Annotated in this window: 16 protein-coding genes; 2 read left to right on the top strand and 14 right to left on the bottom strand. The window is 59.3% G+C overall.

Features of this window, described 5'->3' with window-relative positions; genetic code table 11:
- The 6 genes from L6439_RS16525 to ald form a co-directional block, all read right to left on the bottom strand.
- The gene (locus L6439_RS16525; protein WP_168178056.1) at window positions 1-1,230 is read right to left on the bottom strand and encodes a D-alanyl-D-alanine carboxypeptidase family protein; all 1,230 of its coding nucleotides are present in this window, start codon (window positions 1,228-1,230) and stop codon (window positions 1-3) included.
- Between the two features lie 223 nt (window positions 1,231-1,453).
- Window positions 1,454-2,782 carry a pyrimidine-nucleoside phosphorylase gene (locus L6439_RS16530; protein WP_168178055.1) on the bottom strand — a complete coding sequence of 443 codons (1,329 nt, stop codon included), beginning with the start codon at window positions 2,780-2,782 and terminating at the stop codon, window positions 1,454-1,456.
- Window positions 2,783-2,816: 34 nt separating this feature from the next.
- Complete coding sequence (locus L6439_RS16535) at window positions 2,817-3,638, bottom strand: purine-nucleoside phosphorylase (RefSeq protein ID WP_168178054.1); 822 nt, start codon at window positions 3,636-3,638, stop codon at window positions 2,817-2,819.
- On the bottom strand, window positions 3,635-4,621 hold the full coding sequence (locus tag L6439_RS16540) for a tyrosine recombinase (RefSeq protein ID WP_168178053.1): 987 nt from the start codon (window positions 4,619-4,621) through the stop codon (window positions 3,635-3,637). Before L6439_RS16540 ends, L6439_RS16535 begins: the two co-directional genes overlap by 4 nt.
- Window positions 4,622-4,764: 143 nt before the next feature.
- Complete coding sequence (locus L6439_RS16545; RefSeq protein ID WP_168178052.1) at window positions 4,765-5,001, bottom strand: DUF4227 family protein; 237 nt, start codon at window positions 4,999-5,001, stop codon at window positions 4,765-4,767.
- Window positions 5,002-5,088: 87 nt separating this feature from the next.
- Window positions 5,089-6,207 (bottom strand): alanine dehydrogenase, encoded by a 1,119-nt coding sequence (gene ald / locus L6439_RS16550; protein WP_213468205.1) that lies wholly within the window; start codon window positions 6,205-6,207, stop codon window positions 5,089-5,091.
- 188 nt (window positions 6,208-6,395) lie between these two features.
- Between ald and L6439_RS16555 the strand changes: the two genes are divergently transcribed.
- Window positions 6,396-7,811, top strand: a complete 1,416-nt coding sequence (locus L6439_RS16555) for a S8 family peptidase (RefSeq protein ID WP_213468204.1) — start codon at window positions 6,396-6,398, stop codon at window positions 7,809-7,811.
- A gap of 15 nt (window positions 7,812-7,826) precedes the next feature.
- Here L6439_RS16555 and fur read toward each other — a convergent pair whose 3' ends face one another.
- From fur to L6439_RS16575, 4 genes are all read right to left on the bottom strand, one after another.
- Window positions 7,827-8,306: a ferric iron uptake transcriptional regulator gene (gene fur / locus L6439_RS16560; protein ID WP_168178049.1), complete on the bottom strand. Its 480-nt coding sequence runs from the start codon at window positions 8,304-8,306 to the stop codon at window positions 7,827-7,829.
- A gap of 102 nt (window positions 8,307-8,408) precedes the next feature.
- Window positions 8,409-9,053, bottom strand: a complete 645-nt coding sequence (gene spoIIM / locus L6439_RS16565; protein WP_168178048.1) for a stage II sporulation protein M — start codon at window positions 9,051-9,053, stop codon at window positions 8,409-8,411.
- Window positions 9,054-9,174: 121 nt separating this feature from the next.
- A complete protein-coding gene (locus L6439_RS16570; RefSeq protein WP_420540598.1) occupies window positions 9,175-10,386 on the bottom strand; it encodes an endonuclease Q family protein in 1,212 nt (403 codons plus the stop codon).
- Window positions 10,374-10,961: an NUDIX domain-containing protein gene (locus tag L6439_RS16575; protein WP_168178047.1), complete on the bottom strand. Its 588-nt coding sequence runs from the start codon at window positions 10,959-10,961 to the stop codon at window positions 10,374-10,376. Before L6439_RS16575 ends, L6439_RS16570 begins: the two co-directional genes overlap by 13 nt.
- Window positions 10,962-11,112: 151 nt before the next feature.
- On the opposite strand from L6439_RS16575, the gene L6439_RS16580 reads away from it, so the two are divergent.
- Window positions 11,113-11,262: a hypothetical protein gene (locus L6439_RS16580; protein WP_168178046.1), complete on the top strand. Its 150-nt coding sequence runs from the start codon at window positions 11,113-11,115 to the stop codon at window positions 11,260-11,262.
- A gap of 77 nt (window positions 11,263-11,339) precedes the next feature.
- Here L6439_RS16580 and L6439_RS16585 read toward each other — a convergent pair whose 3' ends face one another.
- From L6439_RS16585 to L6439_RS16600, 4 genes are all read right to left on the bottom strand, one after another.
- On the bottom strand, window positions 11,340-12,413 hold the full coding sequence (locus tag L6439_RS16585) for a mannonate dehydratase (protein WP_168178045.1): 1,074 nt from the start codon (window positions 12,411-12,413) through the stop codon (window positions 11,340-11,342).
- The gene (locus L6439_RS16590; RefSeq protein ID WP_168178044.1) at window positions 12,379-13,512 is read right to left on the bottom strand and encodes a Gfo/Idh/MocA family protein; all 1,134 of its coding nucleotides are present in this window, start codon (window positions 13,510-13,512) and stop codon (window positions 12,379-12,381) included. Before L6439_RS16590 ends, L6439_RS16585 begins: the two co-directional genes overlap by 35 nt.
- Window positions 13,509-14,396 (bottom strand): sugar phosphate isomerase/epimerase family protein, encoded by an 888-nt coding sequence (locus L6439_RS16595; RefSeq protein ID WP_213468203.1) that lies wholly within the window; start codon window positions 14,394-14,396, stop codon window positions 13,509-13,511. Before L6439_RS16595 ends, L6439_RS16590 begins: the two co-directional genes overlap by 4 nt.
- A 74-nt stretch (window positions 14,397-14,470) precedes the next feature.
- Window positions 14,471-15,241, bottom strand: coding sequence for an SDR family oxidoreductase (locus L6439_RS16600; RefSeq protein ID WP_213468202.1), 771 nt, complete (start codon window positions 15,239-15,241; stop codon window positions 14,471-14,473).
- Window position 15,242 lies beyond the last annotated feature (1 nt).

Genomic DNA, 15,242 nt, shown 5'->3' on the forward strand with positions numbered 1-15,242 from the left:
TTATTTGACAAAAAACAACTTTCCGCACGTCCGCTTGAACAACGTCCACCAGCCAGCTTTCGCTATGGACTCGGTTGCTTCGACAGGGTATTCACGGATCGCTTTATCCCCTTGATACACGATAATCTTGCCAAGCGACTGGCCTTTTTCGATCGGCGCTTTGATGGAATCCGGAGACTCCAGCTTGAAATGGACGTTCTCCTTGGAACCGCCCTTTTTGAGCAGTACATGGTATGGGCGCTGGGCCACCAGATCAAGCGACTCGACCATTCCTTTTTCCACACGAATGCTGCCGATGGCATCGCCCTTCTTCAGAATCGGAACATTCATGTATTGGGCAAACGCGTAATCGAACATTTGCGTCACTTCCGCATTGCGCGTCTTCGTATTCGGTTCGCCCAGCACGACCGCGATTACGCGCAAATTTTCCCGCTTGGCTGTGGCAGACAGGCAGAACTTCGCTTCCGAAGTATATCCCGTTTTCAATCCGTCCGCCCCCTGATAGAACCGGACCAGCTTGTTCGTGTTGACAAGCCAGAACTTTTTGGCGGTGTTCTGACGCAAATAATCTTCGTAAGCCCCCGTATATTTGGTGACGCCCGGGTATTGAAGCAAGGCTTGAGACATCAGAGCGATGTCATACGCGGATGTATAATGATTGTCCGCAGGAAGACCGTTGCTATTCTCGAAGTGGGTATCCTTCATGCCGAGTTCTTTGGCCTTCTCATTCATCATTTGCACGAATGCTTTTTCCGATCCCGCGACCTTCTCCGCCATGGCGACCGATGCATCGTTGCCTGAAGCCATTGCAATTCCCTTCATCATTTCATCGACCGTCATTTCTTCGCCCGGCTCGAGGAAGATTTGTGATCCGCCCATTGATGCCGCATACTCACTGGTCGTAACTTTATCCGTCGGCTTCAGCTTGCCTTCATCTATTGCTTCCATCACAAGCAGCATCGTCATGATTTTCGTAATGCTGGCCGGCGGCAGCCGATCATGGCTGTTTTTCTGAAAAATGATGGTACCCGTATCCGCATCCATCAGTATGGCCGAGCGTGCATGTTCCGCCAGCTGCACTTCTGCTGCGCCCGTTGATGAAGTGGCCTGACTAGGCTCTTCCGTTCCGGTCCATGGCGGCACGTCGGCGAACGCTGCAGCGGCGCCGGTCGTCATCAGGCTTGCGCTCAGCAATGCGGAACATGCCATTCTATATAGCCTATTCTTCAAAGCAGTTCCCCTCCTACAAGAGTTGTGCACAACAGAATGGACGGGTCTATCCTCCGCCAGATGTGCTTAATTTCAGTCTTGTCTGATCGCAAGCAAAATATTCCACTTTTCCGGACATAAAAAAAGTTTCTAGCAAAACCAAAGGTTTCGCTAGAAACGGTATCCCTCATGGGTTGCCGCGGAGGGAACGGCTTCCTGTGGAACTCTGAGCAGAGAGGCATGCTCAGACAAATCTCTCTACGCCATCCTTCGTGACGATCGCATAGACAAGAGGCGCCTCGGCTCTCGCTTCGGAAGTAATCCGGTATGCCTGGATAATCTTCTGCGCCGCTTCCTGCAGACGCGAAGCGTCGTTGACATGGAGCACGGCGAGCACATCGCCTGCATTCACGGCATCTCCCACCTTGGCGCGGAGATCGATGCCAACGCTCAGATCGATAACGGAATCCTTCGTCTCCCTTCCGGCTCCAAGCAGCATCGCGGCAATGCCGATCTCTTCGGCTTGAATGGCCGATACCGTGCCGCCGGCTTCCGCTTTCACCTCGAAGCGTTCCCGGGCATGCGGCAGCCGTTCCGGATGATCCACGACCGACGCGTCTCCGCCCTGGGCCGCAATGAGCTCCTTCAGCTTCTCAAGCGCCGACCCGTCCGCAATCAATTGCTCCAGACGCGCTTCCGCTTCCGTCGCATCGCGGGCGATCCCGCCCAGCACGAGCATATGGGAGCCGAGCACGATACAGAGACGATACAAGTCGCGCGGACCTTCGCCGCGCAGCGTCTGTATCGCTTCCTCAACTTCTAATGAATTTCCGATCAGGCGGCCGAGCGGCTGATCCATATCCGAGATGACCGCAATCGTGTGGCGTCCCGTATCCGTGCCGATATCGACCATGGCCTGCGCGAGGGCAATCGAGTCATCCAGCGTCTTCATGAAAGCGCCGCTTCCCGTCTTCACATCGAGCACGATCGCGTCGGCTCCAGCCGCAATCTTCTTGCTCATGACCGAGCTGGCAATGAGCGGGATGGATTCGACCGTGGCCGTTACGTCGCGCAGAGCGTACAGCTTTTTGTCCGCAGGAGTAATATTGCCGGTCTGCCCGATAAGAGAGACGCCTATCTCGTTCACTTGCTTGAAAAATTGCTCCCTCTCCAATTCGACCCGGAAGCCAGGAATCGACTCCAGCTTGTCAATCGTTCCGCCCGTATGGCCCAGACCGCGCCCGGACATCTTCGCGACGGGCACTCCTGCCGCGGCGACGAGCGGCGCGAGAATTAAGGATGTCTTGTCCCCGACGCCCCCGGTGGAATGCTTGTCCACCTTGATGCCGCTGATCGAGCTCAGGTCGATCTGATCGCCCGAGCGCGCCATCTCCAGCGTGAGACTCGCCGTCTCGCTCGCGGTCATGCCCTGGAAATAAACAGCCATCGCCCAAGCGGCAATCTGATAATCCGGCACCTCGCCGCTGCTGTAGCCCTGAATGAGAAAACGAATTTCTTCGGCGGTCAGTTCGTGACCTTCCCGTTTTTTGTGAATGATGTCGACTGCCCTCATCTTCGCTCCTCCTAATCGGATGCTGTAATCAAGCTTACATTTTCGGAATCAGTGCCAGTACCAGCTTCAAGAAGGCGTCCTTCACTTTATCCGCCGTCTCCATCACCTCGTCATGGGACAATGGCTGATCGAGAATTCCCGCCGCCATATTGCTGATGCAGGAGATGCCCAGCACCTCAAGGCCCGCATGACTGGCGACAATGACTTCCGAGACGGTGGACATGCCTACCGCGTCCGCTCCCATCATGCGCAGCATGCGGATCTCGGCCGGCGTCTCATAGTTCGGGCCGAGCAGCCCGGCGTAGACCCCTTCGCGGAGCGTGAACCCCTGCTCCTCCGCCGTGGCCTTCGCCAGCTGGCGCAGCCGTGGGCTGTATGCCTGGGACATATCCGGGAAGCGGACGCCGAGACGGTTGTCGTTCGCCCCGATGAGCGGATTGCGGCCTGTCAAGTTGAGATGGTCGCTAATGACCATCAGATCGCCCGGCTCATAGTTCGTATTGATCCCGCCGGCCGCATTCGTGACAAGGATCTTCTCCGCGCCGATCGCCTTCATGACCCGCACCGGGAACGCCGTCACTTCCGGGCCATAGCCTTCATACATATGGAAGCGCCCTTTCATCATGACGACCGTTCGTCCTTCAATCGTGCCGATCAGCAGGTCGCCCGCATGGCCTTCGACGGTGGATACCGGGAAATGCGGAATCTCATGGTACGGAATCGTGACAGGATTCTCGACCAGTTCGGCCAGAACGCCTAGACCCGAGCCGAGAATCAACCCGATCTCCGGACGGGCGCTGGTACGGCTCTGAATATAGGATGCCGCTTCTTGGATGTGTTCATAAGCTTGATTCATTGTTTTTCCTCCCCGAATGATGATGTTCTGGCGCGCGGATGCGCGTGCGTGTAGACGTCCTTCATGCTTGTTCTTGACATTTGCGCGATATACCGCTGCGTCGTCGCTAATTCGGTATGGCCAAGCATCTCCTGCACCGCGCGGACGTCGGCTCCGTTCTGCAGCAGATGCACCGCGAACGAGTGGCGCAGTGTATGCGGCGTAAGCGCAAACGGGAGTTCCAGGCGCTCCGCATATTTCTTCATGGTCTTCCAAAACCCTTGGCGGGACATACGCTGTCCGCGCACATTGAGAAATAACGCCTCTTCCCCCATCTCCGCTCCGGTTCCATTCCGTGGCCTCTCGTCTCCGCTGGCAGGCCCGTCGCCTCCGTCGCCGAGCAGCCGGGGCCGCGCTTCCTCCAAGTACCGCTGAACCGCCTCGGCCGCAGCCTGTCCGAGCGGGATCACCCGCTCACGGTTCGCGGAAGAGCAGCGCACGAAGCCCAATTTGGGCTGCACGTCTCCGACATTCATCGCCATGAGCTCGGACACGCGCATGCCGGTCGCATACAGCGTCTCCAGCATGGCGCGATCGCGGATTCCTTGCTCGGTGGCCAGATCCGGAAGGCGGAGCAGCCGTTCGGTGTCCTCCGGCGACAAAATCTCGGGAGGCTTCGCTTCCGGCTTCGGCCGCTCCAGCCCGAGCGTCGGATCCAGATCCAGCCATCCCTCGCGGATGCAGTAATGGCAGAAAGAGCGAACCGAAGCGACGAGGCGGGAAATGCTCGCTGCGGCCCGCCCCTCCCGCTTCAGCTGAAATACATATTGATTTACATGAAAAGGCCGGAGCGCCCCGATCGAATCCAGTCCGCTCATCGTGTCCGCCCCCAGGAACGCGCGAATATCCCGCAGATACGCGGCTCGGGTATGGACAGACATTCGCCGCTCCTGTGTTACATGCTGTTCATAACGTTCGATGCACTCTTCTATCGGATGCTGCATGTTAAATCTCCTTGCTGCGTCTTTCTCCCACTATAGAGGCGCCAGACATGAGTAGTTTCCTTTTATGCTTTCCACTTATACTTTCCACGCTGGTTCCGCATCTTCCTGCTTCGCAACGTGTGTCTGATGCGTGAATGCCGAACTTATTCCCCCAGCCAATAGAACAGGCGAAGCCGCTCCTTGAACGTATGAGGCTCCATGTCAGCCATTCCCTCTGTCTGGAATACCTTCACCGCTTTGCCCTGCGGCTCTCGATATTTATCCACGGGAGAGATCCAGTCGGATACGCTTCCGAGCAGATGAGCCATCACATATGTCAAGAGCAAAAAAAGCGCGGCGAACTTGAGCCGGTCCAATACTTTGCGAAGCGACACGATCATTCCCTTACGTCCCCCTTACCGGAATTGCCCCCATTACTCGTAACGTATGAGACAAGCGGACGGGTTATGCCATCGGGATGAAGGGCGCTAGGCGGACGGGAACGGCTCCGGACGCGCTTCGTAGCCAAGCGCTTCCGCGACGACCCGGTGTACGATCCCGCCTTCGTATGTCGTGAGGCCGCCTCTCAGTTCAGGCGCCCGTTGAATTGCTCCTTCGAGCCCCAAGGCAGCCAGCTTCCGCACATACGGGAGCGTCGCATGCGCCAGGGCGAGCGTGGACGTGCGCGGGACGGCCCCCGGCATATTGGCGACCGCATAATGGATGACGCCATGCTTCACGAAGGTCGGGTTCTCGTGTGTCGTGACGCGATCCATCGTCGCGATCGAACCGCCCTGATCGATGGCGACATCGACGATGACGGATCCGGGCTTCATCTGCTTGACCATATCCTCGGACACGATGCGAGGCGCCTTCGCCCCCGGTACGAGAACGGCTCCGACCAGCAGATCGGCATGGCGGACCGCTTCTTCCACATAGAACGGCTGGGAGACTACGGTCGTGACTCGCCCTTCGAACAAATCGTCCAGTTCGCGCAGCCGGTCGATGTTCAGGTCGAGAATCGTTACCCGAGCCCCCATGCCAAGCGCGATTTTGGCCGCATTCGTGCCGACGGCCCCGCCGCCGATAACAACGACTTCTCCTGGCGGAACGCCCGGCACGCCGCCGAGCAGCACGCCCCGGCCCCCTACATAGGATTCGAGCAGATGGCTGCCGATCTGTACCGACATTTTGCCGGCGATCTCGCTCATTGGGGTGAGCAGAGGCAGCTTGCCGTTCGGGAGCTGGACAGTCTCATACGCGAGCGAGCACATCCCGGATTGGACCAAGGCCTCAGCCAGGTAAGGAGCGGCGGCCAGATGGAGATACGTGAACAGCGTCTGATTGGCCCGGAAAAAGGCGGTCTCCTCCGGCAGCGGTTCCTTGACCTTCACGATCAAATCCGATTCGCCCCATACCGCGGCCGCATCCGGCGCAACCGCAGCGCCTACCCGTACATATTCTTCATCCTCAAATCCGCTGCCAACGCCGGCTCCGCGCTCCACGATGACCTGATGACCGTCCTGCACAAGCGCGTGAACTCCCGAAGGGGTCAAGGCGACGCGGCGCTCATTCGTTTTGATTTCTTTAGGCACTCCAATTTTCATACAGAATCCTCCCAATGACAATAATGGTCTTTAATAAGTCTTCCCTTGGGCAGGCGCTCCAATTGCCATCGCGACAAATGCATCGCGGAGGCTCACCGTCTCTCGTTCGTTCCCATACTCTAAACGTGTGCCCCTTATACGAAGGCACAACGGAACCTATCCTGAATGGAACGGGAGGACGGTATGGCATGCGCAACTTACCCCGCATGTTACAAGCCGTCGTGCACGGGAAGCCTGCCCGGCACACGGTACGGAAAATCATCGTGCTGAAAGATCGAAAAAGCTTCAATGCGTGCGTTCGCGAGTTGAAAAAGCAGGGCATCGTTCCCGTGAAGCAGGTGAAATCGGCCTGCATGCTATGCTGTCATGTTCATCCTCATGCCAAGCTGGCCGAATTAAGGAAGCATCCCAGCGTGCGCCGAATCGAAAACGATGCCCGCGTGCGGGCTCATGCGGTTGGTCGGGGTCTGCGTTCTTCTTCCGCTAGAGTGCGTTCCATGAAGCAGAACCATTCTACAGCCAAAAGTCAAGCGGCTCCTATGCAGCAGATACCATGGGGTATAAAACGGATTCAGGCGCCCAAAGTGTGGCCGGCAACCCGAGGCAAGGGAATTCGGATCGCGATTGTCGATACAGGGATCTCGCCCCATCCGGATCTTTGCATCTCCGGCGGGATCAACACGATTCGCCCAGGGGAATCCTATGACGACGACCACGGTCACGGCACCCATGTGGCAGGCACCGCCGCCGCGCTCGGCAGAGGGGAACTCCTGTACGGCACAGCTCCCGAAGCGGAGCTGTATGCAGTGAAGGCTCTGGATGAAAATGGCGAAGGTTATGTATCCGATATCGTAGAAGGCGTGGAATGGTGTATTCGGAACCGGATGGATGTGATCAATCTAAGCCTGGGTCTGAACGGTCCCAGCAAGCTGCTGCACAGCATGATCCGCCGCGCTCACCGCCGAGGGATCGCCATCGTCGCTTCGGCCGGCAACAACGGCAAGGATGCGGAAGCCATTGATGAGCCAGCCAGTTATCCGGAGGTGATCGCGGTGGCCGCGACCGACCGGCTCAACTGCATTGCCGACTTCAGCAGCCGCGGCGCCGGGATCGATGTCTCGGCCCCAGGCTCGGATATTGTCTCAACGAGCAATAAGGGCGGCTTCGCCTTAGATTCAGGGACCTCGATGGCAGCCCCGCATGTCGCGGGCGCGGCGGCATTGATGGCGGCGGCTTGTCCCGGCATACAGCCGGAACAGATTCGCGCCGCCTTGGTTCATACGTCCCACCGCTTGCAAGGGGAAGCGATGACCGCCCAAGGCGCGGGGCTAATCAATGCGCACGGGGCGCTCGCGTACACGGAGAAGGCTAAGCGCCACGCGACAAAAATGTGCAGCCCCGCGCTGCCGGCAGCGCTTACGGCAGGCGTGGCAAGCAAGAATCCGTCTCCTTCGCGTTCACGGCCGCCCGCTCCATCCGCGGCGCCAGCAGATGTGCCGGGCTCACGCCAGAAGGCGGCAAGGACCGCCTCGCGCAAGCAGCGTTCGGCAGATCTGTCAAGAAACTCCATCCGTCACAGATTAAATAAGCCTCGACGTCATTGACATCGAGGCTGTATGTTATGATTCATCGTTCGATGAAGATTCTCTGCGAAGGCGCTCCTTCTCCTGGCACTCCCGGCATATGCCTTGGAAGTCAAGCCGATGGTCGACGACGTGGAATTGAAATTCCTTCTCCAGTCGCTCTTCCAGCGGGCCCAGCCAGTCTTCCTGTATCTCTTGCATCGAACCGCATTGGACGCAGATCAAATGATGATGGTGATGCTTGTTGTTGTCGCCGCGCAAATCATAACGGGCTACACCATCCCCGAAGTTCAATTTTTCCACCACGTGCAGCTCATTCAGCAGTTCCAATGTCCGGTACACGGTGGCAAGACCGATTTCAGGGGCCTTTTCCTTCACTAGCATGAATACATCTTCCGCGCTGAGGTGATCCTCTTCGTTCTCGAGAAGAACGCGAACGGTTGCTTCACGCTGGGGTGTCAGCTTGTACCCTTGGGATTGCAGTTGTTGTTTGATCTTCTCAATACGCGCTTCCATGATCTCCCCCCTTGCCCGCCAATCCGCAATTCTATTCGCTTCTATCATTATAGGGGGAGAATGCAATAAGTGTCAAATCATTTACGCAAATGAAAAAGGGTCTCATCCTCCGGATACCGCTCCGGCCAGCAGCGGGGCGGCCAGCTTCATGAGAGAGGGCGATATCCAGGTCATGACGGCGGCCACGACGGCCATCCCGGCGGCTGCCGACGTCTGAACGAGAACGAAGCGGCCTAGCGGTTCGCGCAGCGACTGAACCTTGGGCATGAAGACCCGGTTCTTCAAGATATACGTGGCGAACGTAATCGATGCGACGCTGGCGATCAGGATGAGCGGTATGGCCAGCAAGTTATGAGGGGCGACCGAAGCGAAAGCGAACAGCATCCCCTTCCACCCGTATTGGCCAATCAGCGTGCCCACCGCGAAGCCGATGAAGATCCCTTTGGCAAAGACAAGCGCAAGGATAAGCGGAAACCCAATGATCGAAAAGCCCAGCAGCGCGATCAGCGCAATCCATTTGCCGTATAGCAAGGCGGATTCGGCGAACATCCCGGCCCGGTCCGGCGCCGGACTATCGCCGTCCAGCATGACGAAGAAGTGGCCCAGATGGCTGCCCAGATCCTGCTGCTGCTCCAGCGTCAGCGCGTTGACCAGCAGCGCCCCGAACACGACGCCAACCAAAAACAAAATCGAGACAAAAAGGTACAAATGAAGTTGCGCGCGAAGCGAATGCGATGGCGGCTTCATGCGGGGAACGGCTCCTTTCCCATACGTTGGACTCACAGCGGCTCTGTGTCATTCCATTGTATGCGGCGGCTCGTCCGAATATGAACGCCGGGGCTGTCGTTCCGCCCGGCGGGCTTCGCCGTTACGCGAGGACTTTGCCGTAGGTTCCTCCCCCGCCGCTCGCCAGGACCAGCTCTCCGCTTCGCGCCTTGACGATATATTCCGCCGTCTTCTCGCCGACCGTCTCCGCGAGCTGCTCCGGGGTCGCCTGATGCAGCACCGCCATCTCGGTGCCGAACCGATCAAGGAGCTTGTTCAGCGTGCGGGGCCCGACGCCCGGAATGAACTCCAGCGGAATCTGCATAATATACGGCGGCCGATGAGCGGGAACCTGGCTGCCATCCCGATCCGAGATGGCGTTAATGCGGTCGAGCACGCCCTGCACCATTTTGCCGCTGCCGCAGGCGGGGCATGCCGCGGGAAGCTGAGCCGGCTCAGGCACGGCTCCGCAATCCGCGCAGCGCGAGCGATGATACTTGCCCAGGCTCGGGTTCAGTCCGTAATTGGCGTTGACGCGCCGGCCATCCCGGTTCTGAAGCGCCAACGCCCATTCCTTGAAGCTGGGCTCGGCGACCGTCAATTGGTTGTACTCCCGGGCAATCTTGCGCAGCGAATGGGCATCCGAATTCGTGAGGAGCGTATACCGGTCCAGTTCCGAGATGAGACCGGCCATCTCGGTGTCGGCGCTAAGGCCCAGCTCCACCGCATCGATCAGCTCCATGTCCAATACATCCGCCATGCGATCGGAGCAGTTCCCGTAGATGCTCTTGAACGGCGTGAAGACATGCGCCGGGATAAATAGGCCCCCATGCGCTGCGGTCTGCTCCTGCAGGGCCCGGGCCGAGACGTATACCCGCTGGGAAGACAGATTCATATTGGTCACGTAAGGCGACAGCCAGGCCGAAAAATGGCGCATCGCATCGAAGCTGGGAAGATAGCACAGCACATGCGCCATTCCGAGCCCTTCCGCCCGGATCTCAAGCTCGGCTCCTAGAAGCAGCGTCGTGTTCCGGTAGCGGATGCCGCCGTCGGCCAGCTCCTCCATCTCTCCCCGCTCCAGCAAGTCGGCGATATCCTCCTGCACGCCTGGCGCATGCGCGTCGATAATCCCAATCAGCTGCAAGCCCTTGCGCTCCGACGCTTCCTTCGCAATCGCTTCGAACGTTAGATCCCGGCTTGCGCTCATCTTGCACGGTGCGCCGCGGGACGTGCTGCCGATATGGATATGGAAATCTCCGAAGACGCGCATGCCGGCGAACATCAATCCTTCCTCTCGCGCGGCTATACCGGCCATGAGCCCGTCATCTCGTATATTTTCCATGCATAGAGCGCTTGTATCGTCTTCGCATCGCCGATTCGGCCCTGGCGCATCGCCTCGAACGCTTCGTCCATCGTGAGCGCGCTCACCTCGAGGAACTCGTCCTCGTCCGGCTTCATCGTGCCTTCCTCCAAATCGACCGCCGCATACAGGTAGATAATCTCGTCCGCGAAGCCCGGAGAGGTCGAGAACGCCCCGAGCGGAATCAAGGACCGTGCCCGGAAGCCTGTCTCCTCCTCCAGCTCCCGCTTGGCCGCATCCTCCGGACGCTCCCCCGCGTCCAGCTTGCCTGCCGGAATCTCGACCTGTGTCCGCTCCAGCGGCTTGCGGTACTGTTCGACGACGAGCATGCGCCCGTCCTTGATCGCCAGCACCGCGACCGCGCCCGGATGGCGGACAATTTCGCGAGTTGCTTTTGTCCCATCGGGTAAAGTAACAGTAACGACCTGAAGATCGATAATTTTCCCTTCGAAAATGGTAGACGTATCGACCGTCACTTCTTCGAGCGACGGGCGGTTGTTGGCTTGATTGACATCATCGTGCACGCTCATCTCGTGGCCACTCCCTTATAATAAATGGTTGGCTCGTCCTTCCGGGGCTGTCCGCCCCCGAAGCGAGCCGCCGCTATGCATACATAATTCCGGCCGATGCAACATACCTATTATACCAAAACGGCTCGTCCGAACGAAATGAGGTAGTGACGTGAAACAATATTATTCCAAGCAGGATCTGCTGTTCGTCGGCAAAAGCTATGAAATTCGCGCCGAGCTGAGAAGGCTCATGATTCGCGAAGGACGTACCGCCACGCTGTCCATGACGCTCCAAAAGCAGCAAAGCCGGGCCAAAAAGTAGAGACGCATCGCATTGCGGCCTGTCCTCAAAAAAAGGGTACGTTCCAAGGCAGTCGTCGCCTTGTACGTACCCTAGTCTTACTTGGCGGAATGACTCGCCCGTGATGCTTCCGAACACTTCGTCACCGCTTCCCAAATGCCGTTCAGGTAGACGGCGCCGAGTGCCCGATCATACAGTCCGTAGCCGGGACGCCCCTGCTCTCCCCAGATCATGCGCCCGTGATCGGAGCGCAGCGGGCCGGTGTAGCCGATGTCCGCCAGCGCGCGCATCACCGCGGTCATGTCGACGGAACCGGAGGAGGACAGATGGGCCGTCTCCTGGAACGAGCGGCGTCCGGTCACCCGCACATTGCGGGCGTGCACGAAATGAATCCGCCCCATGCTGCCGAACTGCCGGATCATTTGCGGCAAATCATTGGCCGGATCAGAGCCGAGCGAGCCGGTGCAGAAGCACATGCCGTGGGCGGGATGATCGAACAGCGACAAATAGCGGGCGAACTGCTCCTCGCGGCCCAGGATTCGCGGCAAGCCGAATATCGGCCACGGCGGATCGTCCGGATGAACCGCCATCCTTATCCCCAGTTCCGCCGCCTCCGGCATGACCCGCTGGACGAAATAAGCGATATTCTCCCAATACTGCTCCTCGCCGATCGAACGGTACCGTTCGAACAGGCGGCCGGCTTCCCCGTCAAGATAGCTCGTATCCCAGCCGGGCAGACGCAGCGTTCCGGATGCCGGATCCATCTGCTGGATGACGTCATCCTCATAGATAAGCGTCGTGGAACCGTCCGGCAAGACATGATCGAGCTTCGATCGGGTCCAATCGAACACCGGCATGACGTTGTAGCATACCGTCCGGATCCCTTCGGCCGCCAGATTGCGAAGCGTCGCGACGTAATTGTCGATATACCGGTCCCGCCCGGCCAGCCCCAGCTTGATATCTTCATGCACCGGGACGCTCTCGATGACGGCGAGCCGCAAGCCGTGCGCCTCCACCGTCTCCTTCAGGCCGCGAATCCGTTCGCGGCTCCATGATTCGCCGACCGGAACATCATAGACGGCCGAGACGATGCCCCGCATCCCCGGAATCTGGCGAATATAGTCAAGCCGGACCGGGTCATCCGCGCCGTACCAGCGGAACGTTAATTCCAAGTTCTCCGCCTCCTTTGCCTGAAGGATTCGGAATGACGACCGCATTCGCTTGCGCCGCCAGCGCCAGCTCGGCCGCCTTGAACGCATGCCGCTGCGTCATCGCCCGTTCCGTGCGATGAAGGCAATCGGCAATCAGCTCCCCGAAGAAGGGAAATCCGACCCGGCCGGACACCGGGATATAGCGTTCGCCCTCATGGTTCACGAGGTACACATGATCAGGGGTGTTGGAACGGGCGATATCGATATATTTGCGCAGCTCGATATAGCCGTCCGTGCCCAGGATGACGGTGCGTCCGTCCCCCCATGTGCCGAGTCCGTCCGGCGTGAACCAGTCGACGCGGAAATAATTGGTGGCGCCGTTGTCTCCCAGCAGCATGGCGTCCCCGAAATCCTCGAGCTCCGGATATTCGGGATGGGCGTAATTGGCCACCTTGCTGTGCAGCACTTGCGCGTCGCGGCAGCCCGCATAGTACAGAAATTGCTCGGCCTGATGACTGCCGATGTCGCATAATATCCCGCCGTAGCGCTCCTTCTCGAAAAACCAGGCCGGACGCTGCTGCGCCTGCAGCCGATGCGGTCCCGTTCCCATGACCTGCAGCACTCTGCCGATGGCGCCGTCCTGAATCAACTGCCCGGCATACACCGCGCTCTCCGAATGCAGCCGTTCGCTGTAGTAGACCATATACTTGCGCTTCGTCCCGGCCACGGCGCGGCGAGCCGCTTCCAGCTGCTCGATCGACGTGAACGGCGTCTTGTCCGTAAAGTAATCTTTGCCGTGCTCCATCGCCCGGAGCCCGAGCGCGCACCGGTCCGCCGGTACGGCGGCCGCGGCGATCAGCCGCACCTCGGGATCCTCCAAGACCTCCGCCTCCGAACGGGCTGCCCGAACGCCGGGATAGCGGGTCTGGAACGCCTCCACCTTGGCGGGGTCGGGATCGTAGACCCATTTCAAGGTCGCTCCCGCTTCCACCAAGCCGTTGCACATGCCGTAAATATGCCCATGCTCCAGCGCCATCGCCGCAAATACGAATTCCCCCGGCCCGCATACCGGGTTCGGCTTCCCTTCCGGTGCGTACCGCATGCCGTCAGCCCGGCTCATCGCGAACTCCCCCCGGCGCTTCCGGCTTCCTGACGGGCAGCGGCGCCATGCGCAAGCTCCTTCATCAGCGAGACGAAGCCGCGCAGCATATCGCCTGAGGAATGGACGCCGCTGAAATCCTCCACCCCGCAATAACCGTCATAACCGATTGCGTTCAAGTCCTCCATCACCTGCTGCCAGCGGACGAATCCACGCTCCAGCGGCGACCATTCGAGCTTCGGGCCGTTATGTTCCCGCGCGGCCGCGACATCCGCATTTTTGACATGAACATGCGCCAGGTAAGGCCCCAGTATTTCCAGGCCCATGCGGTGGTTCTCATACCCTTCGAACGCCATATTGCCCGGGTCGAACAGCACGCCGATATGCTCCGGGTCGAAGGAAGACGCGATCCGGTAGGCCGCGCTGGCGCTGGGCGCGATCGTCATATGATGCGTCTCGATCAGCCCCCGGATGCCATACTGCTTCAGCAGCGGCACGAGCTTCGCCACATATTTCATCTGCTCGTCATACAGCTCGCCGTAAGGCCGGCTCCGGTTATAGCCATGGACGCCGATCCGCATCATCGGCGCTCCCAGCGCCCGGGCGATACGCATCACTTCTTCCGCCGCCTCCATATCTCCGACCTTCAAGTAGGGCATGACGGCGGCGCTGTCGAGGCCATGCTCGCGCATCTGCTGGCGCAGGCCCCGAAGCGCTTCCGGAGCGGTTCCGGGCTCGATGGTGCACCGATTATTGCCCCAGAAGGATGGGGGCTGGCTCTCCGCCTCCGCCGGCCTCGAGGCGCAGCGCCATTCGATTCCGTGAAGCCCGGCAGCGGCTGCTTCCGGAATGACTTGTTCCACCGACAGATCGGGAACGGCTACGGTAAAGACAGACCATTTCATTGATGCGTCCTCCTTTATATCAAAACAATTAGTAAAAATTCCAGGAACTTCTGTGGAAAAATCACTTGCGGACACTAGATCGTCATCGCTCCGAAACCGCCATCGACACGGATCAATGCGCCGGTCACAAAGCCCGAAGCCCGCTCGGACGCCAGCCACACGGCAGTCCCTTGCAGCTCCTCGGGGCTGCCGAACCTCCCCATCGGCGTATGCCGCATAATCGCATCCACCCGCTCCGGGGACAGAATCGCCCGGTTCTGCTCCGCCGGGAAGAAGCCGGGGATGATCGCGTTGACCCTGACGCCGTGGGGAGCGAACTCCCGGGCCAAATATTGGGTCATGCTGTTCAGGGCCGCCTTCGACATGGAGTAGGAAAACACGCGGGATAACGGCGGATCCGAGGAGACGGAGGAGATGAGAATAATGGAGCCTCCGCGGCCGCCTTCGATCATCGACTTCCCGAATTGCTGGCACATCCGGATGGCGCCCTTCACATTGACGTTCATAATATGATCCCATTCTTCCATCTCCAGCTCGAAAAACGGCGTCGCGCTGTTCACTCCGGGGCAATACAGCAGCACATCGGCTTGGCCGCAGCACTGCATTACTTCGGCGTGAACGCGCTCGATATCGCGCTCGTCCGTCATATCGCCCAGAAACGCCTGGGCGCTCCCTCCCGCCGCGGCCAGCCGCTCTACCACTTCAGCGGCGGCATCCGGCCTGCGCCCGATAATGGCGACCTGGGCGCCATGCGCAGCCAGCGCCTCGGCCATCGATCGGCCGAGCGTGCTCGTTCCACCGGCAATCACCGCGGTCTTGCCTCGCAAATCAAACCACTGCGACATA

It is taken from the genome of Paenibacillus dendritiformis (assembly GCF_021654795.1).
Classification (GTDB): domain Bacteria; phylum Bacillota; class Bacilli; order Paenibacillales; family Paenibacillaceae; genus Paenibacillus_B.